At 72.3% G+C, this 18,934-nt stretch carries 17 protein-coding genes; 14 read left to right on the top strand and 3 right to left on the bottom strand.

Translation table 11 applies throughout. The annotated features are described in order from the left end of the window. The first annotated feature begins 33 nt into the window (after positions 1 to 33). Positions 34 to 3,594 carry a choice-of-anchor D domain-containing protein gene (locus J2W21_RS04880; protein ID WP_307113377.1) on the top strand — a complete coding sequence of 1,187 codons (3,561 nt, stop codon included), beginning with the start codon at positions 34 to 36 and terminating at the stop codon, positions 3,592 to 3,594. Between the two features lie 52 nt (positions 3,595 to 3,646). On the opposite strand, the gene J2W21_RS04885 is transcribed toward J2W21_RS04880, so the two are convergent. Next, positions 3,647 to 4,261, bottom strand: coding sequence for a TetR/AcrR family transcriptional regulator (locus J2W21_RS04885; protein ID WP_307113378.1), 615 nt, complete (start codon positions 4,259 to 4,261; stop codon positions 3,647 to 3,649). A gap of 120 nt (positions 4,262 to 4,381) precedes the next feature. Here J2W21_RS04885 and J2W21_RS04890 point away from each other — a divergent pair, with 120 nt between their 5' ends. The 7 genes from J2W21_RS04890 to J2W21_RS04920 all read left to right on the top strand — a co-directional run bounded on the left by J2W21_RS04890 (position 4,382) and on the right by J2W21_RS04920 (position 12,173). After that, the gene (locus J2W21_RS04890) at positions 4,382 to 5,989 is read left to right on the top strand and encodes a carboxyl transferase domain-containing protein (protein ID WP_307113379.1); all 1,608 of its coding nucleotides are present in this window, start codon (positions 4,382 to 4,384) and stop codon (positions 5,987 to 5,989) included. Positions 5,990 to 5,994: 5 nt separating this feature from the next. After that, the gene (locus J2W21_RS04895) at positions 5,995 to 8,124 is read left to right on the top strand and encodes an acetyl/propionyl/methylcrotonyl-CoA carboxylase subunit alpha (protein WP_307113380.1); all 2,130 of its coding nucleotides are present in this window, start codon (positions 5,995 to 5,997) and stop codon (positions 8,122 to 8,124) included. Positions 8,125 to 8,127: 3 nt separating this feature from the next. Further along, complete coding sequence (locus tag J2W21_RS04900; protein ID WP_307113381.1) at positions 8,128 to 9,300, top strand: acyl-CoA dehydrogenase family protein; 1,173 nt, start codon at positions 8,128 to 8,130, stop codon at positions 9,298 to 9,300. Between the two features lie 75 nt (positions 9,301 to 9,375). Continuing rightward, positions 9,376 to 10,152, top strand: coding sequence for a CoA transferase subunit A (locus J2W21_RS04905; protein WP_307113382.1), 777 nt, complete (start codon positions 9,376 to 9,378; stop codon positions 10,150 to 10,152). Beyond that, a complete protein-coding gene (locus J2W21_RS04910) occupies positions 10,152 to 10,838 on the top strand; it encodes a CoA transferase subunit B (RefSeq protein ID WP_307113383.1) in 687 nt (228 codons plus the stop codon). The genes J2W21_RS04905 and J2W21_RS04910 overlap by 1 nt, the downstream gene beginning before the upstream one ends. Further along, on the top strand, positions 10,822 to 11,325 hold the full coding sequence (locus J2W21_RS04915) for a MaoC family dehydratase (RefSeq protein WP_307113384.1): 504 nt from the start codon (positions 10,822 to 10,824) through the stop codon (positions 11,323 to 11,325). Before J2W21_RS04910 ends, J2W21_RS04915 begins: the two co-directional genes overlap by 17 nt. Positions 11,326 to 11,330: 5 nt before the next feature. After that, positions 11,331 to 12,173: an HpcH/HpaI aldolase/citrate lyase family protein gene (locus J2W21_RS04920; protein ID WP_307113498.1), complete on the top strand. Its 843-nt coding sequence runs from the start codon at positions 11,331 to 11,333 to the stop codon at positions 12,171 to 12,173. A gap of 31 nt (positions 12,174 to 12,204) precedes the next feature. On the opposite strand, the gene J2W21_RS04925 is transcribed toward J2W21_RS04920, so the two are convergent. Further along, a complete protein-coding gene (locus J2W21_RS04925; RefSeq protein WP_307113385.1) occupies positions 12,205 to 12,663 on the bottom strand; it encodes a GyrI-like domain-containing protein in 459 nt (152 codons plus the stop codon). 130 nt (positions 12,664 to 12,793) lie between these two features. Between J2W21_RS04925 and dxr the strand changes: the two genes are divergently transcribed. The 6 genes from dxr to J2W21_RS04955 are packed head-to-tail and all read left to right on the top strand — an operon-like array spanning position 12,794 to position 18,587. Further along, complete coding sequence (dxr, locus tag J2W21_RS04930; protein WP_307113386.1) at positions 12,794 to 14,023, top strand: 1-deoxy-D-xylulose-5-phosphate reductoisomerase; 1,230 nt, start codon at positions 12,794 to 12,796, stop codon at positions 14,021 to 14,023. Between the two features lie 12 nt (positions 14,024 to 14,035). Then, positions 14,036 to 15,394 (top strand): M50 family metallopeptidase, encoded by a 1,359-nt coding sequence (locus J2W21_RS04935; protein ID WP_307113387.1) that lies wholly within the window; start codon positions 14,036 to 14,038, stop codon positions 15,392 to 15,394. A 40-nt stretch (positions 15,395 to 15,434) separates the two neighbouring features. After that, positions 15,435 to 15,737: a YciI family protein gene (locus J2W21_RS04940; protein ID WP_307113388.1), complete on the top strand. Its 303-nt coding sequence runs from the start codon at positions 15,435 to 15,437 to the stop codon at positions 15,735 to 15,737. Positions 15,738 to 15,795: 58 nt separating this feature from the next. Next, on the top strand, positions 15,796 to 16,962 hold the full coding sequence (ispG, locus tag J2W21_RS04945; RefSeq protein WP_307113389.1) for a flavodoxin-dependent (E)-4-hydroxy-3-methylbut-2-enyl-diphosphate synthase: 1,167 nt from the start codon (positions 15,796 to 15,798) through the stop codon (positions 16,960 to 16,962). After that, positions 16,925 to 17,803 (top strand): GNAT family N-acetyltransferase, encoded by an 879-nt coding sequence (locus J2W21_RS04950; RefSeq protein WP_307113499.1) that lies wholly within the window; start codon positions 16,925 to 16,927, stop codon positions 17,801 to 17,803. The genes ispG and J2W21_RS04950 overlap by 38 nt, the downstream gene beginning before the upstream one ends. Positions 17,804 to 17,831: 28 nt before the next feature. Further along, a complete protein-coding gene (locus J2W21_RS04955; RefSeq protein WP_307113390.1) occupies positions 17,832 to 18,587 on the top strand; it encodes a hypothetical protein in 756 nt (251 codons plus the stop codon). A gap of 16 nt (positions 18,588 to 18,603) precedes the next feature. Here J2W21_RS04955 and J2W21_RS04960 read toward each other — a convergent pair whose 3' ends face one another. Continuing rightward, positions 18,604 to 18,909: a DUF2249 domain-containing protein gene (locus J2W21_RS04960; protein WP_307113391.1), complete on the bottom strand. Its 306-nt coding sequence runs from the start codon at positions 18,907 to 18,909 to the stop codon at positions 18,604 to 18,606. Positions 18,910 to 18,934: the final 25 nt, after the last annotated feature.

An 18,934-nucleotide genomic window follows, 5' to 3' on the forward strand; every position in this document is an offset into this window, starting at 1 on the left:
CGCCAGCGACGGCGAGGGTAGGGGAGCCTGGCCATGGAGCCCATCGGAAACCCACGGATCCGCGGCCGGCGGCGCGCTCGGCGCCGCACTGTCCACGTGCCCCGCAGGGCCGTCGCCGTGCTGCTGGCGGGCGTGCTCGCCGGTGCCGCGCTGCTCGCCGGGACGACGGCCTCGGCGGACGTGGGCACGGTCAACCAGGACAGCATGAGGACCGGGTGGGACAGCAGCGAGAGCGCGCTGTCGCCGGCGGCCGTGGGGTCCACCAACTTCGGCAAGCTGTTCTCCACGGCCCTGAATGGGCAGGTGTACGCCCAGCCGCTCGTGGTGGGCCAGACCGTCATCGCGGCCACGGAGAACAACGCGGTCTACGGCCTCGACGCCAGGACCGGCGCGGTGAAGTGGACGCGTACCGTGGGCCCCTCCTGGCCCGCCTCGACGGTGAGCTGCGGGGACCTGGTCCCGAACGTCGGCATCACGTCCACCCCGGTGTATGACGCGGCGACCAACAGCGTCTTCCTCACGGCGAAGACGAATGACGGCGCGAACGCCCAGCTGCCGCACTGGTACATGCACTCGATCGATGTCACGACCGGTGCCGAGCGGGCCGGGTTCCCGGTGCTGATCGACGGCGCGCCCACCAATGACCCGGCCCATCCCTTCAACGCTCTCACGGCCATGCAGCGGCCGGGGCTGCTGCTCATGGGCGGGGTGGTGTACGCCGGCTTCGCGAGCCACTGCGACTACAACCCGTTCGTGGGCTACGTCGTCGGGGTCTCCACGGCGGGGAAGCAGACCACGATGTGGGCCACCGAGACCGGGGTCAGCAATGCCGAGGGCGGCATCTGGCAGTCCGGCGGCGGACTGGTCTCGGACGGGCCGGGACGGATCCTGTTCACCACGGGCAACGGCATCGCCCCGCAGAAGTCCCCGGGGACGTCCCCGCCGTCGACCCTGGCCGAGTCCGTGGTCCGGCTGCAGGTCGGCACCGACGGCAACCTGACCGCGAAGGACTTCTTCAGCCCGGCGGCCAACGTGAAGCTGAACCAGGACGACGCCGACCTCGGCTCCGGCAGCCCCATGGCCGTGCCCGACGGCTACGGCACCTCGGCGCACCCGCACCTGATGGTGCAGACCGGCAAGGACGGCCACATCTACCTGCTCGACCGGGACAATCTGGGCGGCATGGCCCAGGGCACCGGCGGCACGGATGCCGTGGTGAATACGGCCGGCCCCTACAACGGGGTCTGGGGACGGTCCGCCTTCCTGGGCACCACGCAGGGCGGGTACGTGTACCAGGTCGAGAACAGCGGTTACCTGCGTGCCTCGAAGCTCGTCCCCACGAGCACCGGCGGCGTCCAGCTGGCCTCCGTCGGGACGTCCAGCGGGACCTTCGGGTTCTCCTCCGGCTCGCCCGTGGTGACCTCGTCCGGCACCGACCCGTCCACGGCGCTCGTATGGGTCGTCTACGCCGACAACGGGACGGGAACCAACGGGCAGCTGCGCGCCTACCGGGCCATCCCGGACAGCACGGGCAAGCTCGCGCAGGTCTTCAGCGCCCCGATCGGCACCGCGGCCAAGTTCGTCTCGGTCGCCACGAACGCCGGCAAGGTCTATGTGGGCACCCGCGATGGGAATGTGCTCGCCTTCGGCATCCCGACGACGGCCGCGGTGGGCTCGACGGGCGGTGACCTGGGCCAGGTGGCCGTCGGTGCGAGTGGGACCGCAACCGTGACCATGACGGCGACGCGGGCGGTGACGATCAGCTCGATCACCACGGCCGCGCCGTTCGGGATCGGCTCGGTGGCCCTTCCCAAGGCCCTTGCCTCCGGCGCAAGCCTCTCCCTCCCCGTCACCTTCGCCCCCACGGCGACCGGGGAATCCGACGGCTCGCTGACGGTGAAGACCTCGGACGGCGAGACCGACCAGCTGGGCGTCCACGGCATCGGCACGAAGGACGGCCTCGGCGGCACGCCGACATCGCTCGCCTTCACCAACGTGCCGACCGGCACGATCAGTCGCCAGACCGTGAACATCGTCAACACCGGCACGACCGCGGTGTCGGTCACGGGGGTGACCCTGCCCGCCAACGCGAGCCTCGTCGCGGATTCGAGCACCGTGCCGGTCGTGGGCGCCACGATCCAGCCCCAGGCATCGGTCCCGGTGTCGATCGCCTTCAGCCCGACGGCCGCGGCCACGGTCAGCGACTCGCTGACGGTGACGAGCAACCTGGGGGGCGTGACAGTTCCGATCAGCGCCACCTCCATCTCGGGTGCGTCGCACCTGCAGGTGCCCGCATCGCTCGACTTCGGCAACGTCCCAGTGGGCGCGTCGGCGACCCGCTCCTTCCAGATCCAGAACACCGGCAACATCCCGATGACGATCACCAAGGCGAAGGCTCCTCAGGGCGTGTTCAGCACCACGACGCCCGTCTCGGAGGGGCTGAGCATCCCGCCCGGGGACTCGGTGTTCCAGAGCGTGACGTTCGCCCCGACGGCGGTCGGGCAGGCCGGCACCGCGGACACCTTCTACCTGATCACGGCCGACGACGGCTCCGGCGCCCAGGACGTCATGCTCACCGGGTACGGCGTGAACGATCCGGTCGCCGCGTATGCACAGAAGATCGGCGCAGGGACCTGGGCGTCCCCGCTCGGCCAGTCCCTCTCCACCGAGTACGCCGTGGGCACGGGCACCTGCCAGGACTACACCTCGGGCATCATCTGCTGGTCCCCGACCACCGGGGCGCACGAGGTCCACGGGGCCATCTACACCCGCTACGCCGCGGCCGGAGGCCCCAAGGGCTTCCTGGGCTTCCCGACCACGGACGAGACCAAGTCGCCCGACGGGATCGGCGCGTACAACCACTTCTCCGGCTCGGGCGGGGCCTCGATCTACTGGTCCCCGACCACAGGCGCCCACTCGGTCCAGGGAGCGATCCGGTCCAACTGGGCGGCCTCGGGGTGGGAGCGGGGACCGCTGGGCTACCCGACCACGGACGAGATGGGCACGCCGGACGGGAAGGGGCGGTACAACCACTTCAACGGCTCCGGCGGCGCGTCGATCTACTGGACGCCGACGACGGGGGCGCACTCGGTGCGCGGCGCCATCCGCTCCAACTGGGCAGCGTCCGGCTGGGAGCGGGGACCGCTCGGCTACCCGACCACGGACGAGCTGGGCACGCCGGACGGCGTCGGCCGGTACAACCACTTCAACGGATCGAGCGGCTCCTCGATCTACTGGTCCCCGACGACGGGCGCGCACTCGATCCGCGGTGCGATCCGGGCGGAGTGGGCTGCCTCGGGCTGGGAGAAGGGGCCCCTGGGGTACCCGACGACCGACGAGATGGGCGCCCCGGACGGCTCGGGCCGGTACAACCACTTCTCCAAGTCGGCCTCGATCTACTGGTCGCCGTGGACGGGGGCGCACTCGGTGCTCGGCGCGATCCGGGCCACGTGGGCGTCGATGGGCTGGGAGCGCAGCTGGCTCGGCTACCCGACCTCCGACGAGTACTCCGTCCCCGTCGGTCGGGCGGAGGACTTCGAGAACGGCACCCTGACGTGGAGCGCCTCCACAGGAAGGGTGAACGCCGCCGGCTGACAGCCTGGGCCACCGACCTGTCCCGTCGGCTGGCCCACCGGCGGAGCGGCGCTCACGGCCTGGCCGTGAGCGCCGCTTCCGCCATGAGGGCGAGCGTCGCCCTGGCCGAAGACGCCGCCACGCGCCCTCCGGGCCTGCGCACCGAGTGCGGCGTGGAGTTGATGAGGCCGAACACGGCCTGGGCCCGCATCCGCAGCTCCGCCGCGCTCGCGGTGGGGTGCACGGCCCGCAGGGCCTCGCACCACACGTCGACGTAGGCGAGCTGGAGGGAACGCACCCGCTTGCGGTCGGCGTCCGCGAGGGAGCCGAAGTCCCGGTCCTGGACCCGGATGACGTCCGGCTGGGCGAGGGCGAAGTCCACGTGGAAGGCGACGAGCGCGCGGACGGGGGCGGCGCCGTCGGCCGCCCCCGACGCTGCCTCGAGCGCGACCCGGCGTCCCCCCTCGAGCAGTTCCTCGCTCACCCCGACCAGCAGCGCCCCGAGAACCGCCTGCTTGCCGGGGAAGTGGCGGTAGATGGCCGGACCGCTCACGCCCGCCTCCGCGCCGAGGTCCTCGAGCGAGGCCCCGGCGTAGCCCTGCGCGGCGAACAGCCCGGCGGCCGCATCGAGGATGGCCTGCCGCCGCTCGGCCTTCGCCTGCACCCGCGCACTCGTGCTCTCGCCCATGTCCCTCCGATCCGGCGGAAACTGCCTGTGCTGGACATCACAGTTAATCCACATTAACTTAGAACTCAGTTAGCCGTCACTAACCGAGTTGAAGCGGGCCGTGCCCGTCCCGGAGGACAGATGGAGACCCTGACCAGCCGGATCGATCCGGCAGGCCCCGCCTTCGCCGAGAACGAGGCCGCCCAGCGCGCCCTCGCCGACGAGCTGCGGGCGCGCCTCGCCGCCGCGGCCCTCGGCGGCCCCGAGCGCTCCCGCGAGCGGCACGTGGCGCGCGGCAAGCTGCTCCCGCGCGAGCGGATCGACGTCCTGCTGGACGACGGATCACCGTTCCTCGAGGTCGCCCCGCTCGCGGCGGAGGGGATGTACGACGGCGAGTGCCCGGCCGCCGGGGTCATCGCCGGCATCGGCCTGGTCCACGGCCGCCACGTCATGGTCGTCTCGAACGATGCGACGGTCAAGGGCGGCACCTACTACCCGATGACGGTCAAGAAGCACCTGCGCGCCCAGGAGATCGCACTCGAGAACCGGCTCCCGTGCATCTACCTCGTCGACTCGGGCGGAGCGTTCCTGCCCAAGCAGGACGAGGTGTTCCCGGACCGCGACCACTTCGGCCGGATCTTCTACAACCAGGCCCGCCTCTCCGCCGCCAAGATCCCGCAGATCGCCGCCGTCCTCGGCTCCTGCACCGCCGGCGGGGCCTACGTGCCGGCGATGAGCGACGAGACCGTGATCGTGCGGAACCAGGGCACGATCTTCCTCGGCGGCCCGCCCCTCGTGAAGGCCGCGATCGGCGAGGTCGTCACCGCCGAGGAGCTGGGCGGGGGAGAGGTCCACGCGAAGGTCTCCGGCGTGGCGGACCACCTCGCCGACAACGACGAGCACGCCCTCGAGATCGTGCGCAGCATCGTCGAGACCCTCCCGCCCCCGGCCCCGGCGCCCTGGGAGGTGCGCCCGGCCGTCGAGCCCAAGGCCGAGCAGTCCGAGCTGTACGGGGTGGTGCCCGTCGACGTCAACGCGCAGTACGACGTCCACGAGGTCATCGCCCGGCTCGTGGACGGCAGCGGGTTCCACGAGTTCAAGAAGGACTACGGCGCCACGCTCGTCACCGGCTTCGCACACCTCGACGGCCACCCCGTCGGGATCGTCGCGAACAACGGCGTCCTGTTCTCCGAATCCGCGATGAAAGGCGCGCACTTCATCGAGCTGTGCGACCAGCGCGGCATCCCGCTCGTGTTCCTGCAGAACATCTCCGGGTTCATGGTGGGCCGCGACTACGAGCACGGCGGCATCGCCAAGCACGGCGCGAAGATGGTCACCGCCGTCGCCACCACGCGGGTCCCCAAGCTCACAGTGGTGATCGGCGGCTCCTTCGGCGCCGGCAACTACTCCATGTGCGGCCGCGCGTACTCGCCCCGGTTCCTGTGGATGTGGCCCGCGAGCCGCATCTCGGTCATGGGAGGCAACCAGGCCGCGTCCGTCCTCGCGACCGTCAAGCGCGAGACCTCCGAGGCCCGCGGCGAGGAGTGGTCCGCCGCCGAGGAGGAGGCCTTCAAGGCCCCGATCCGCGCCCAGTACGAGTCCCAGGGCAGCCCCTACTACTCGACCGCGAGGCTCTGGGACGACGGCGTGATCGACCCGGCCGACACGCGCCGCGTGCTCGGCATGGCCCTCGCCGTCCTCGCCCAGTCCCCCCTGCCGGAGACGTCCTTCGGCGTCTTCAGGATGTGAGCCGCATGACCGCCACCGCCCCCGCCGCCCCGCCCTTCGCCAAGGTCCTCGTGGCCAACCGCGGCGAGATCGCCTGCCGCGTGATCCGGACGCTGCGCCGGCTCGGCATCGCGTCCGTCGCCGTGTACAGCGATGCCGACGCCGGCGCGCGCCACGTGCGCGAGGCCGACGAGGCCGTCCGCATCGGCCCTGCCCCCGCGGCCCAGAGCTATCTGAGCATCGCCGCGATCGTTGACGCCGCGCGCGCCACCGGGGCAGAGGCCGTCCACCCCGGCTACGGCTTCCTGAGCGAGAACGCCGAACTCGCCCGCGCCCTCGCAGACGCCGGCGTCGTGTTCGTGGGACCGGGGCCCGAGGCGCTCGCGGTCATGGGGGACAAGATCCGGGCCAAGAACCACGTCGCCGGGCACGGGGTGCCGGTCATCCCGGGCGTCTCCGAGCCGGGCCTGACGGACGCGGAGCTCATCGCGCGGGCGGACGGGGTGGGCTACCCGCTGCTCATCAAGCCCTCCGCCGGCGGGGGCGGCAAGGGCATGACCGTCGTCGAGTCCGCCGCGGAGCTCCCGGGCGCCCTCGCGACCGCCCGCAGGGTCGCGACGGCCGCCTTCGGCGACGGGACGCTGCTCCTCGAGCGGCTCGTCCGCGCGCCCCGGCACATCGAGGTGCAGGTCCTCGCCGACACCCACGGAACCACGATCCACCTCGGCGAGCGCGAGTGCTCCCTGCAGCGGCGGCACCAGAAGGTCATCGAGGAGGCGCCCTCGCCGCTGTTCGCCACGGCGCAGGGCGCCAGCACGCGGGCCCGCATCGGCGCCGCGGCGTGCGAGGCCGCCCGCTCCGTGGGCTACGTCGGCGCCGGCACGGTCGAGTTCCTCGTCTCGGACGAGGCGCCGGACGAGTTCTTCTTCATGGAGATGAACACCCGCCTCCAGGTCGAGCACCCGGTGACGGAGATGGTCACGGGCGTCGACCTCGTCGAGCAGCAGCTCCGCGTCGCCGCGGGCCAGCCCCTGGCCCTCCGCCAGGAGGACTTCCGGCTCGAGGGCCACGCGATCGAGGCCCGCGTCTATGCCGAGGTCCCCGCGCGGGGCTTCCTGCCCGCCACCGGTCGGGTCGAGTTCCTCCACGAGCCGGCCGGGGAGCACATCCGCGTCGACAGCTCGCTGCGGGAAGGCCTCGGCATCGGCTCGGACTACGACCCGATGCTCGCCAAGTGCATCGCCTGGGGCAGCACCCGGGCCGAGGCGCTCGAGACGCTGGACGCCGCGCTCGCCCGCTACACGGTGCTCGGCGTCGAGACCAACCTCGAGTACCTCAGGCTCCTGCTCGCCGACGAGGACGTGCGCGCCGGGCACCTCGACACGACCCTCATCGAGCGCCGGCTCGGCGGCCTCTCCTTCCGAACCCCCGGGGAGGCCGAATACGCGGCCGCGGCGCTCCTGGCCACCGGGGCCGCACCCGAGGCGGCGGGGGCAGCCGGTCACCCTGCTGCGCCCGGTCCCTGGGCATCCGACGGCTGGCGCCTCGGGGCCCCCGCCGCCCGCCGCGTGAGCCTCGGCGCCCCGGACGGCGGCGTCGCGACCGTCGCCGTGCGCGGGCCCGCGGCCGGCTCGGCCCCGTCGGCCGCAACAACCCTCCGCGTGGACCTCGGCTCCGAGCGGGGAGCCGAACGCATGGCGAGCCTCGAGCAGGCGGGGGAGGCCGGCGTCGTGCTCGCCCTTGACGGCGGGGAGCACCGCTTCGCGTGGGCCCTCGCGGAGGGCCCGGACGGGGAGTGCACCGTGCACCTCGGCGACGCGGGCTGGTCCACCGCCATCCCCGTCCTGAGCCGGGCGGAGCGGCTCGAACGGCTGCGTGCCGCCGTGCACCGGCACGAGGGCGAGGCCGCCCCCGAGGTCCGCACGCCCATGCCCGGCACCGTAGTCTCCGTCGCGGTCGACCACGGCCAGGCCGTCGAGGCCGGCCAGCCGCTCGTCTCGGTCGAGGCCATGAAGATGGAGCACCAGCTCGTCGCCGCGCTCGCCGGGACCGTGGCGCTGCACGTTACCCCCGGCGCCCTCGTCAAGGCCGACCAGGTCGTCGCCACCGTCACACCCCACGAAGCCACACCGCGCGAAGCGCACGAAGGAGCCTGATCCATGGACTTCCAGCTCACCGACGAATACCAGGAGCTCTCCGACACCGTCCGCGAGTTCGCCGACGAGGTCGTCGCGCCCGTGTCCGCCCGGCACGACGAGGAGCACAGTTTCCCCTACGAGGTCATCGCCCAGATGGGCGAGATGGGCCTGTTCGGCCTGCCCTTCCCCGAGGAGTACGGCGGGATGGGAGGGGACTACTTCGCGCTCGCCCTCGCGCTCGAGCAGCTCGGCCGCGTCGACCAGTCGGTCGCCATCACGCTCGAGGCCGGCGTCTCGCTCGGCGCCATGCCGATCCACCGCTTCGGCACCGACGCGCAGAAGGAGGCGCTCCTGCCCGACCTCGCCGCGGGCCGCGCGCTCGCAGGATTCGGGCTGACCGAGCCCGAGGCAGGCTCGGACGCCGGCGGGACCAAGACCACCGCGCGGCTCGAGGACGGCGCGGACGGGCGCGAATGGGTCATCAGCGGCTCGAAGGAGTTCATCACGAACTCCGGCACGGACATTACGAAGTTCGTGACGGTCACCGCCGTGACCGGCACCGAGGAGCGGCCCGACGGGACCACGCGCAAGGAGATCTCCACGATCATCGTGCCCAGGGGCACGCCGGGGTTCCGCGCCGAGAAGGCCTACAACAAGGTCGGCTGGAATGCCTCGGACACCCACCCGCTCTCCTTCAAGGACGCCCGCGTCCCCGAGGAGAACCTCCTCGGCGTGCGCGGCCGGGGCTACGCCAACTTCCTCTCCATCCTCGACGAGGGCCGCATCGCGATCGCCGCCCTCGCCACGGGCGCAGCCCAGGGCTGCGTCGACCTGTCCGTGAGGTACGCCAAGGAGCGCACCGCCTTCGGGACGAACATCGGCAAGTACCAGGCCATCCAGTTCAAGATCGCCCGCATGCAGGCGCGCGCCCACACCGCCCGGCTCGCCTACTACGACGCGGCCGCGCGCATGCTCGCCGGCAAGCCCTTCAAGACCGAGGCCGCGATCGCGAAGATGGTGGCCGGCGAGGCCGCCATGGACAACGCCCGCGACGCCACCCAGGTGTTCGGCGGCTACGGCTTCATCAACGAGTCCACCGTCGCAAGGCACTACCGCGACTCGAAGATCCTCGAGATCGGCGAGGGCACCACCGAGGTCCAGCTCATGCTCATCGCGCGCGAACTGGGGCTGTGAACCGGCTCTAGCCAAACGGGCCGCGCCTGACGTTGGATGAGGGCAGGCGCGGCAGCGGACAACGAGGAGGGGCACGTGATCGACAAAGTGGTGGCGAGCGCCGAGGAGGCGGTCGCGGACATCGGGGACGGGGCGTCGCTCGCCGTCGGAGGCTTCGGCCTGTGCGGCATCCCGGTGGCGCTCATCGACGCCCTGCACGCCCAGGGCACCACCGGCCTGACCACCATCAGCAACAACTGCGGGGTGGACGACTGGGGCCTCGGGATCCTCCTCTCGGACGGCCGGATCACCCGCACCATCAGCTCCTACGTGGGCGAGAACAAGGAGTTCGCACGGCAGTTCCTCGCCGGCGAGCTCGAGGTCGTCCTCACCCCGCAGGGCACGCTCGCCGAGAAGCTCCGCGCCGGCGGCGCCGGCATCCCCGCCTTCTACACGGCCGCCGGGGTGGGGACCCTCGTCGCCGAGGGCGGGCTCCCGCAGAAGTACGACGCCGACGGCAACGTCGTGCTCGCCTCCTCGCCGAAGGAGGTGCGCTCCTTCAACGGCGCCGAGTACGTGCTCGAGGAGTCCCTGACTCCCGACTTCGCGCTCGTGCACGCCCAGAAGGCGGACCGCCACGGGAACCTGGTGTTCCACGCGACGGCCATGAACTTCAACCCGCTGTGCGCGATGGCCGGGAGGATCACGATCGCCGAGGTCGAGGAGCTCGTCGAGCCCGGCGAGCTCGATCCCGAGAACATCGACCTGCCGGGCATCTTCGTCCAGCGCGTCGTGCACGTCCCGCCGGGCAGCCCGCACGCCGAGAAGCGCATCGAGAAGAGGACCGTGTCGAGCAGCGAGGGGGCGTCCTGATGCCGTGGACCCGCAACGAGCTCGCCGCGCGAGTGGCCAGGGAGCTCGAGAACGGACAGTACGTCAACCTGGGCATCGGCATGCCCACGCTGATCCCGAACTACATCCCGGACGGGGTCGAGGTGGTCCTCCACTCCGAGAACGGCATCCTCGGCACGGGCCGGTACCCGCGTGAGGACGAGGTCGACCCGGACCTCATCAATGCCGGGAAGGAGACCGTGACCGTCAACCGCGGTGCGGCGTTCTTCGATTCGGCCACCTCGTTCGGCATGGTCCGCGGCGGCCACGTCGACGTCGCCGTGCTCGGGGCCATGGAGGTCTCCGCCCACGGCGACCTCGCCAACTGGATGATCCCCGGGAAGATGGTCAAGGGCATGGGCGGCGCCATGGACCTCGTCTTCGGCGCCAAGCGGCTCATCGTCATGATGGAGCACACCGATCGGAACGGGAACCCCAAGATCCTGCCCGAGTGCACGCTGCCGCTCACGGGGCGCGCGTGCGTCGACCGGATCATCACCGACCTCGGCGTGATCGACGTGGAGCGCAACGGGGTGGGCGCCGGGATGGAGCCGGGCAGCGGCCCCGTGCTCGTGCTGAGGGAGCTCGCTCCCGGGGTGACCGAGGAACAGGTCGTCGCGGCGACCGCGGCCGAGCTCGAGGTGGAGATCCATGACAACGAGCCCTGAGCGCGCCCCCCTCCGCGTCGTCGAGCAGCGCGGCCTCTACTTCGACGAGCTCGAGGAGGGCGTCGCGTACGCCCACCGCCCCGGGCGCACGGTGACCGAGGCGGACAATGTCCTGTTCACCACGCTGACCATGAACACCCAGGCGCTCCACCTCGACGCAGCGTGGAGCGCCGGCCAGCCGTTCGGGCAGCGCCTCATGAACTCGATGTTCACGCTCTCCACCATGGTGGGCCAGTCCGTGGCCCAGCTGACACAGGGGACGATCGTGGCGCAGCTGGGCATCACCGACGTGGCCTTCCCCCACCCGCTCTTCCACGGGGATACGCTCTACACCGAAACCGTCGTCGTGGAGAAGCGCCTCTCGGCCTCGCGCCCCGGACAGGGGATCGTGACCTTCGAGCACACCGGGCGCAACCAGGACGGCACCGTCGTGGCGCGGGCCCGCCGCTCGTGCCTCATGTGGACCAAGGAAGCACACACCCGGTGACCGAGATGACCGCCCAGCCCCACGCCCACGGAGCGCCGTTCGCCATGGGGCCGGCCCTGCTGTTCTGTCCCGCCGACCGTCCCGAGCGCTTCGCGAAGGCTGCGGAGCGGTCCGATGCCGTGATCCTCGACCTCGAGGACGCGGTGGCGCCGGACGCGAAGGCGGAGGCCCGCCGGAACCTGGCCGAGACGCCGCTCGACCCGGAGCGGACCATCGTGCGCGTCAACTCCGCCGGTTCGGTCCACTTCGATGCGGACCTCGAGGCGCTCGAGGCGACGCCGTACCGCACGGTCATGCTGGCCAAGGCCGAGGCACCGGAGCAGCTCGCGCTCCTGCGCGCCTACCGGGTCATCGCCCTCTGCGAGACGGCCGCGGGGATCCTCGCCGCGCCGTCGATCGCCGCCGAGCCGAACACCCTCGGCCTCATGTGGGGGGCCGAGGACCTCGTGGCGTCCCTCGGCGGCACGTCGAGCCGCGCCGCCGACGGCGCGTACCGGGCCGTCGCCCTGCACGCCCGCTCCACCGTGCTCCTCGCCGCCGGCGCCCACGGGAAGGCGGCGATCGACGCCGTCTACACCGCGATCCCGGACCTCGATGGCCTCTCCGCCGAGACCGAGGACGCCGTCGCGTCCGGATTCGCCGCGAAGGCCTGCATCCACCCGAGCCAGGTCGCCGCGGTGCGCGCGGCCTACGCGCCGTCGCCCGAAGCCGTGGAGGCCGCCCAGGCCCTCCTCGCCGCGGCGGAGGACGCCGGGACGGGCGTGTTCCAGTACGAGGGGAAGATGATCGACGGCCCGATCCTCCGCCACGCCGAGGCGGTGCTCCGCCGGGCAGGGCTCGGCGGCTGAGCCCGTCCGGCGGCCGCGCCGAGCCGACGCCCTAGCTCGCCGGCCAGAACAGCTCGGTCCGCCACGTCGCCGGGTCGGGCTCGGCGTTGGGGTCGCTCCTGTAGACCTCCCACATGCTCGAGCCGGGGGTGAGGCCCTGCTCGCGCATCCAGCCGGTCACCTGCTGGTACGTCTCCGGCAGCGACTCATAGGGGCCCACGTGCAGCGCCCGCACGGTCCGGCCGGCCGGCAGCACGCTGGCCGTGACGTCGTCGGTGCCGGCGAACTGGCCCGCCACCGGGAAGCCCGCCTCGACGTCGATGGTCTCGCCCGGCATGCCGTGGTACATCGCGAACGGCGGGCCGGCGACGCGGCCACCCTGGTCCTGGACGGCGGCGACCACGGTGCCGAACACTCCGTCGAAGAAGCTCCGCAGCTCGTCCATCTTCACGGTGGCCCGCACCACGGCGGTCGGCTGTTCGGGGAGCTCGGTGACGCTGATCTCAGTCATGGTTCCATGCTGGCCCATCGGCTCCCGTCGCGCGAGTGCCGGGCGCCGCGGGTCTCGCGGTCCTCGCCGGCGCCGGAGCCCGCGCCCTGCCGCGGCCGGGGCGGCGCGCCCGTAGGGAATACTGGAGGGCATGCAGACTTCCGGCACCGAGAGGGACCCGCAGGCCCAGCGCTCCGTCGTCATCCTCGGATCGACCGGCAGCATCGGCACCCAGGCCCTCGAGGTGGTCGACGGCGCCCCCCACCGCTTCCGGGTCGTGGCCCTCAGTGCCGGGGGAGGCAACCTCGGGCTCCTCGCCCGCCAGGCAGTGTCCACGCGCGCCGAGGCCGTGGGCATCGCCGCCGGCAGCGCCGACGAGCTCCGGTCCCTCATCGACGAGGCCGCGGCGGCCGAGGGCATCGCAGGCTACGAGCCCGAACTCCTCGCGGGCCCCGACGCGTCGGCCCGCATCGCTGCGTGGAGCGGGCCCAGCGGCCCCGCCGACGTCGTGCTCAACGGCATCACGGGAAGCATCGGGCTCGCTCCGACCCTGGCTGCCCTCGCCTCCGGCGCGACGCTCGCGCTCGCGAACAAGGAGAGCCTGATCGTGGGCGGCGCCCTCGTGACGGGGGCCGCCCGGCCCGGCCAGATCGTCCCGGTGGACTCCGAGCATTCCGCGATCGCCCAGTGCCTGCGGGCCGGCCGCGCCGACGAGGTCGAGAAGCTCATCCTCACAGCCTCCGGGGGCCCGTTCCGCGGCAGGGACCGGGCCGCGCTCGCGGGAGTGACCCCCGCCGAGGCGCTCAACCACCCCACGTGGGACATGGGGAAGGTGGTCACCACCAACTCCGCCACGCTCGTCAACAAGGGCCTCGAGCTCATCGAGGCGCACCTGCTGTTCGACGTGCCGCTCGAGGCGATCGACGTCGTCGTCCATCCCCAGTCCGTGGTCCACTCCATGGTCCAGTTCGCCGACGGCTCGGTGATCGCCCAGGCGAGCCCGCCGGACATGCGGCTGCCGATCGCCCTCGGCCTGGGCTGGCCTGACCGGGTCCCGCGCGCCGCGCGACCGTGCGACTTCTCCCAAGCGGCCGCGTGGACATTCGAGCCCCTCGACGCGCGCGCCTTCCCCGCCGTCGAGATCGCCCGCGACGCGGCGAAGCAGGGCACCACCTTCCCGGCCGTGTTCAACGCCGCGAACGAGGAGGCCGTCGAGGCCTTCCACGCCGGCAGGATCGGGTTCCTCGACATCGTCGACACCGTCGAGGCGGTGCTCGCCGAGCATTCGGGTTCCTCGGAGCTCTCTGTGGATTCCGTGCTCGCAGCCGAGGAGTGGGCACGCGCGCGGGCCGGTGAGCGTTTGGGAACGCAGAAGCCTTAGGAGATCCCCAGCGTGAACCCCACTGTCCTCTTCATCCTCGGCGTCGTGTTCGTCGCCCTCGGCATCGCCGCGTCCATCGCCCTGCACGAGGTGGGCCACCTCCTGCCCGCCAAGCTGTTCAACGTCCGCGTCACCCGGTACATGATCGGCTTCGGTCCGACCCTGTTCTCCTTCCGGCGGGGCGAGACCGAGTACGGCGTCAAGGCGCTCCCGCTCGGCGGCTACGTCGCCATGGTGGGGATGTACCCGCCGAACGCGGAGGACGGCTCGGTGCGGCAGTCGAGCACCGGCATGTTCCAGAGCCTCGCCGAGGCCGCGCGGGACCAGGCGCACGAGGAAGTCCGGCCCGAGGACCACGGGCGGCTGTTCTACCAGCTGCCCGTGTGGAAGAAGGCCGTGATCATGCTCGGCGGCCCGGCCATGAACATCATCCTCGGGGTCCTGTTCACCGCGATCCTGCTCATGGGGTTCGGCACGCCGCAGCCCACCACGCAGATCGCCAACGTGTCCGCGTGCATGGTCACCCAGGGCGGCCAGAACGGCGGCGGCCAGAACGGCGGGAGCCAGAGCACCGACCCGGCGACGTGCACCAAGACGCCCGCAGCAGCCGCGGGGTTCCGTCCGGGAGACACGATCGTGGCGTTCGACGGCAAGCGGGTCACCGGGTGGGACCAGCTCACCAGCTGGATCCGGGCGTCCGCCGGCCGCGAGGTCGAGGTGACGGTCAAGCGCGGCGACGCGGAGGTCACCACCAAGGTCACGCCCGTGCTGAGCCAGCGGCCGGTCCTCGGCGCAGACGGCCAGCCGGTGAAGAACACGGACGGCACCTACCAGACCACGCAGGCCGGCTTCCTCGGCATCGGGCCGCGCCAGGGCCTCGTGCCCCAGCCCGCTTCGAGCGTCCTCCCCGCGGTGGGCGAGAACATCGCGCAGGTGACCGGCGTCGTCGTCAACCTCCCCGCCCGCGTCGTCGCCGTCGGGCAGGCCGCGTTCAGCAGCGCCCCCCGCGATCCGAACGGGCCGATCAGCGTGGTCGGCGTCGGCCGGGTCGCCGGCGAAGTCGCGTCCATGGAGGACGTCCCCGTCCAGGCGCGCCTCGCGACGCTGGTGGGCATCCTCGCCGGCGTCAACCTCGCCCTCGCGGTCTTCAACCTCGTCCCGCTCCTGCCGCTGGACGGCGGCCACGTCGCCGGCGCGCTCTACGAGGGCGTCCGACGCCGTGTGGCGGCCTGGCGCCGCCGCCCGGACCCGGGACCGTTCGACATCGCCAAGCTCCTGCCCCTGACCTATGTGGTGGCCAGCGTCCTCCTCGTGATGAGCGCGCTGCTGATCTACGCGGACATCGTCAAGCCGGTCAACCTCTTCGGATGACGTTCAGCGGCACCCGGCGCGAGGGGGATAGTCTGGACCCATGACTGTCTTCGCCGTCGAATACCGCTACGTGTCCGCGCCGGAGGGGGCCGCCCGCCTCGATGAGGTGCGCCCCGAGCACCGCGCGTGGCTGCGGGAGCGCGCCGAGTCCGGCGAGCTGCTCGCGAGCGGCCCCTACGAGGGCGGCGCGAAGGCCCTGCTCATCTTCCAGGCGGCGGACCGCGGCGCCCTGGACACCCTGCTCGCCGAGGACCCGTTCGCGCAGGCCTCACTCATCGCGGACACCGTCGCCACGCCGTGGAATCCGATCATCGGGCGCCTCGCCGACGTCGCGACCGTCTGACCGGCGTCCGGCACCGCCGGCCCTGAACCCCCTCCGCAGTACCCCAGAAGGAGCCCCAGTGACCTCGGTCAGCCTCGGAATGCCAGCAGCCCCGCCGCCAGTCCTCGCGCCCCGGCGCAAGACCCGGCAGATCCGGGTGGGCTCGGTCGGCGTCGGCTCCGAATCCCCGATCAGCGTGCAGTCGATGACCACGACGCCGACCACGGACATCAACGCCACGCTCCAGCAGATCGCCGAGCTCACCGCCGCCGGCTGTGACATCGTCCGAGTGGCGTGCCCGTCCGCGGACGACGCCGAGGCCCTGCCGATCATCGCGAAGAAGTCCCAGATCCCCGTGATCGCGGACATCCACTTCCAGCCCAAGTACGTCTTCGCCGCGATCGAGGCGGGGTGCGCTGCCGTCCGCGTGAACCCCGGCAACATCCGCAAGTTCGACGACCAGGTCAAGGAGATCGCCCAGGCGGCCAAGGACCACGGCACCTCGCTCCGGATCGGCGTCAACGCCGGCTCCCTCGACCCGCGGCTCCTGCAGAAGTACGGCAAGGCGACCCCCGAGGCCCTCGTGGAGAGCGCCATCTGGGAGGCCAGCCTGTTCGAGGAGCACGACTTCCACGACTTCAAGATCTCCGTCAAGCACAACGACCCGGTGGTCATGGTGCGCGCGTACGAGCTCCTCGCGGAGCGCGGCGACTGGCCGCTGCACCTCGGCGTGACCGAGGCCGGGCCGGCGTTCCAGGGCACCATCAAGTCCGCCACGGCGTTCGGCGCCCTGCTCTCGAAGGGCATCGGGGACACCATCCGCGTCTCCCTCTCGGCCCCGCCGGTGGAGGAGGTCAAGGTCGGGATCCAGATCCTGCAGTCGCTGAACCTGCGCCCCCGCAAGCTCGAGATCGTCTCCTGCCCCTCGTGCGGACGCGCCCAGGTGGACGTGTACACGCTCGCGGAGGAGGTCACCGCCGGCCTGGAGGGCATGGAGGTCCCGCTCCGCGTCGCCGTCATGGGCTGCGTCGTGAACGGCCCCGGCGAGGCGCGCGAGGCGGATCTCGGGGTCGCCTCGGGCAACGGCAAGGGCCAGATCTTCGTCAAGGGCGAGGTCATCAAGACGGTGCCCGAGAGCCAGATCGTGGAGACTCTGATCGAAGAGGCGATGAAGATCGCCGAGGAGATGGGGGAGGCCGGTGGCGAAGATGCTGTCGAAGGCGGCCCCGTGGTCACCGTCTCGTAGCCGTCCCGCCCCGCGGGCGGTGCGCCGGCTCACCGACGAGGACACGCCGGCGCTCGCCGAGCTCGCGGCGCTGGACCCGGTCGCGAACGTGTTCGTCGCGGCGCACCTCGCCGCGCAGGGCACCGCGGCCGAGACGGGCACCGGCGCGGAGATCGTCGGGACGTTCGACGGCGACGGGCGGCTCGCGAGCGCGTGCTGGCTGGGTGCCAACATCGTCCCCGTGCAGGTCCCGACCGAGCACGCCCGCGCCTACGCCGATGTGATCCGGCACTCGCGCCGCCGGTTCGCCTCGATCTTCGGACCGGCCGAGGCAACGCTCGCCATCTTCGCGGAGCTGTCCGGGCCGCCCGCCCGGGACGTGCGCAGGGCCCAGCCGCTCCTGGCCATGGAGGGCGCGCCCGCGGTGCCTGCCGACCCGCTCGTGCGGGTCACGACCCTCGACGACTTCGACGCCCTCGCTCCGGCCTGCGTGTCCATGTTCGAGGAGGAGGTGGGCTACTCCCCGGTGGCGGGCGGGAGCGACAACTACTACCGCCGGGTGCGCCAGCTCATCGCCGAGGGCCACTCGTTCGCCCGCTTCGGGCCGCAGGGGGAGGTCGTGTTCAAGGCCGAGCTGGGCTCCGTCTCGCCGGCCGCCTCGCAGGTCCAGGGAGTGTGGGTTGCGCCGGCGCACCGCGGCGAGGGGCTCAGCCACGGGGGCATGGCCGCCGTCGTCGAGCATGCCCAGCGCACGGCTCCGATCGTGAGCCTCTACGTCAACGACTACAACTACAGGGCCCGGGCCAGCTACCGCCGGGTCGGCTTCGAGCAGGTCGGCACCTTCGCGACCGTCCTGTTCTGAGGCGCGCACTGCAACATTGGGGGAGAACGTGGGTCCACTGTCAGGGCCGCGTCGGCGCAGCGCCGTCGCGGCAGTCTCCGCCCTGCTCGCCGTCGGCGCCCTGGCCGGGTGCCGCGCCGGCGTGCAGGTCCCGCCCTCCTCTGGACAGGGCGCCCCGGGCCTCAACGCCTCCGGGGAGCAGCGCAGCTTCACGGGCGACGAGCTGGTCGGAACGGCCGCGGCGGCGAAGACGGCGCTGAGGCTCGGCGGCGCCGTGCTCGACGCGCCCCAGCTCACCGCCCAGAAGGAGGCCGCCGTCCCGGCACTGTTCACCGACGCCGCCCCGGCAGCGTGCGCCGCGCTCACCGCGACGTCCACGCCCGCGGGGTTGGACCGTGCCGCGGCCGCACTCGTCGTCGCGCCCTCGGACAGCCACGCCCAGCACACCGCGGTGGGCCTCAAGAGCCGGGCCACCCCTGAGGAGGCCTCGGCGGAGGTCGCAGCCCTGAAGAAGTCCGCTGCAGCCTGCGGGCGCTACCAGGCGTCGCTGGGCGGCCGGCGCGTGGCCGTCAGCGCGGCCGCGGCGGACCCGGGGGCGGACGCCCAGGAAGCGGTCATGGTCACGTCCACCGCGCAGGTACCCGACGGAAGCGGCGGCACGCCCCAGGAGCGCAGGGCCGTGCGGGCGCTCGCGGCGAAGGGGACCGTGGTCGTGGAGGTCCTCCTCGTCGACGCGCAGGCGGACGACGCCGCGGCCACCGTCCGCGGCTACATCGACATGGCGCTCTCGCGGCTTCCGCTCTAGGCCGAGGCCCGCGCGATCACGCCTCCCGGCGGAACTGGACCTTCCACTCCTCGGGCCCCTCGGTGAGGGAGGAGATGGCGAAGGCGCCCTCGCGGTAGCGCTGCTCGACCTGGGCCAGGAGCGGCAGCGGGGCGTGGTTGGCGATGATCACGAGCCCGGCGCCCACGGCGAGGGAGTCGAGGGCGCCGAAGATCGTCGCGTGGCGGATCGCATGGGGAATCACCCGCACATCGAGCTCGGGGAAGCCCTCGCCGTCGTGCTCTCCGCACGCGCAGGAGGACTTCTGGGTGAGGGTGAGGGGGTTCTCTGCGGTGTATTCCACGGCACATCCTTCCGATCGGTCTGCT

Source organism: Sinomonas atrocyanea, from assembly GCF_030811715.1.
In the GTDB taxonomy this organism is placed as follows: Bacteria; Actinomycetota; Actinomycetes; order Actinomycetales; family Micrococcaceae; genus Sinomonas; species Sinomonas atrocyanea_A.

What these genes read in the sequence shown, in the direction of transcription:
- J2W21_RS04950 (WP_307113499.1), top strand. Translation starts at nt 16,925, where the DNA reads ATGCTGTCGAAGGCGGCCCCGTGGTCACCGTCTCGTAGCCGTCCCGCC.
- J2W21_RS04885 (WP_307113378.1), bottom strand. Translation starts at nt 4,261, where the DNA reads ATGGGCGAGAGCACGAGTGCGCGGGTGCAGGCGAAGGCCGAGCGGCGG.
- dxr (WP_307113386.1), top strand. Translation starts at nt 12,794, where the DNA reads ATGCAGACTTCCGGCACCGAGAGGGACCCGCAGGCCCAGCGCTCCGTC.
- J2W21_RS04925 (WP_307113385.1), bottom strand. Translation starts at nt 12,663, where the DNA reads ATGACTGAGATCAGCGTCACCGAGCTCCCCGAACAGCCGACCGCCGTG.
- J2W21_RS04895 (WP_307113380.1), top strand. Translation starts at nt 5,995, where the DNA reads ATGACCGCCACCGCCCCCGCCGCCCCGCCCTTCGCCAAGGTCCTCGTG.
- J2W21_RS04920 (WP_307113498.1), top strand. Translation starts at nt 11,331, where the DNA reads ATGACCGCCCAGCCCCACGCCCACGGAGCGCCGTTCGCCATGGGGCCG.
- J2W21_RS04880 (WP_307113377.1), top strand. Translation starts at nt 34, where the DNA reads ATGGAGCCCATCGGAAACCCACGGATCCGCGGCCGGCGGCGCGCTCGG.
- J2W21_RS04890 (WP_307113379.1), top strand. Translation starts at nt 4,382, where the DNA reads ATGGAGACCCTGACCAGCCGGATCGATCCGGCAGGCCCCGCCTTCGCC.
- J2W21_RS04900 (WP_307113381.1), top strand. Translation starts at nt 8,128, where the DNA reads ATGGACTTCCAGCTCACCGACGAATACCAGGAGCTCTCCGACACCGTC.
- J2W21_RS04940 (WP_307113388.1), top strand. Translation starts at nt 15,435, where the DNA reads ATGACTGTCTTCGCCGTCGAATACCGCTACGTGTCCGCGCCGGAGGGG.
- J2W21_RS04910 (WP_307113383.1), top strand. Translation starts at nt 10,152, where the DNA reads ATGCCGTGGACCCGCAACGAGCTCGCCGCGCGAGTGGCCAGGGAGCTC.
- J2W21_RS04915 (WP_307113384.1), top strand. Translation starts at nt 10,822, where the DNA reads ATGACAACGAGCCCTGAGCGCGCCCCCCTCCGCGTCGTCGAGCAGCGC.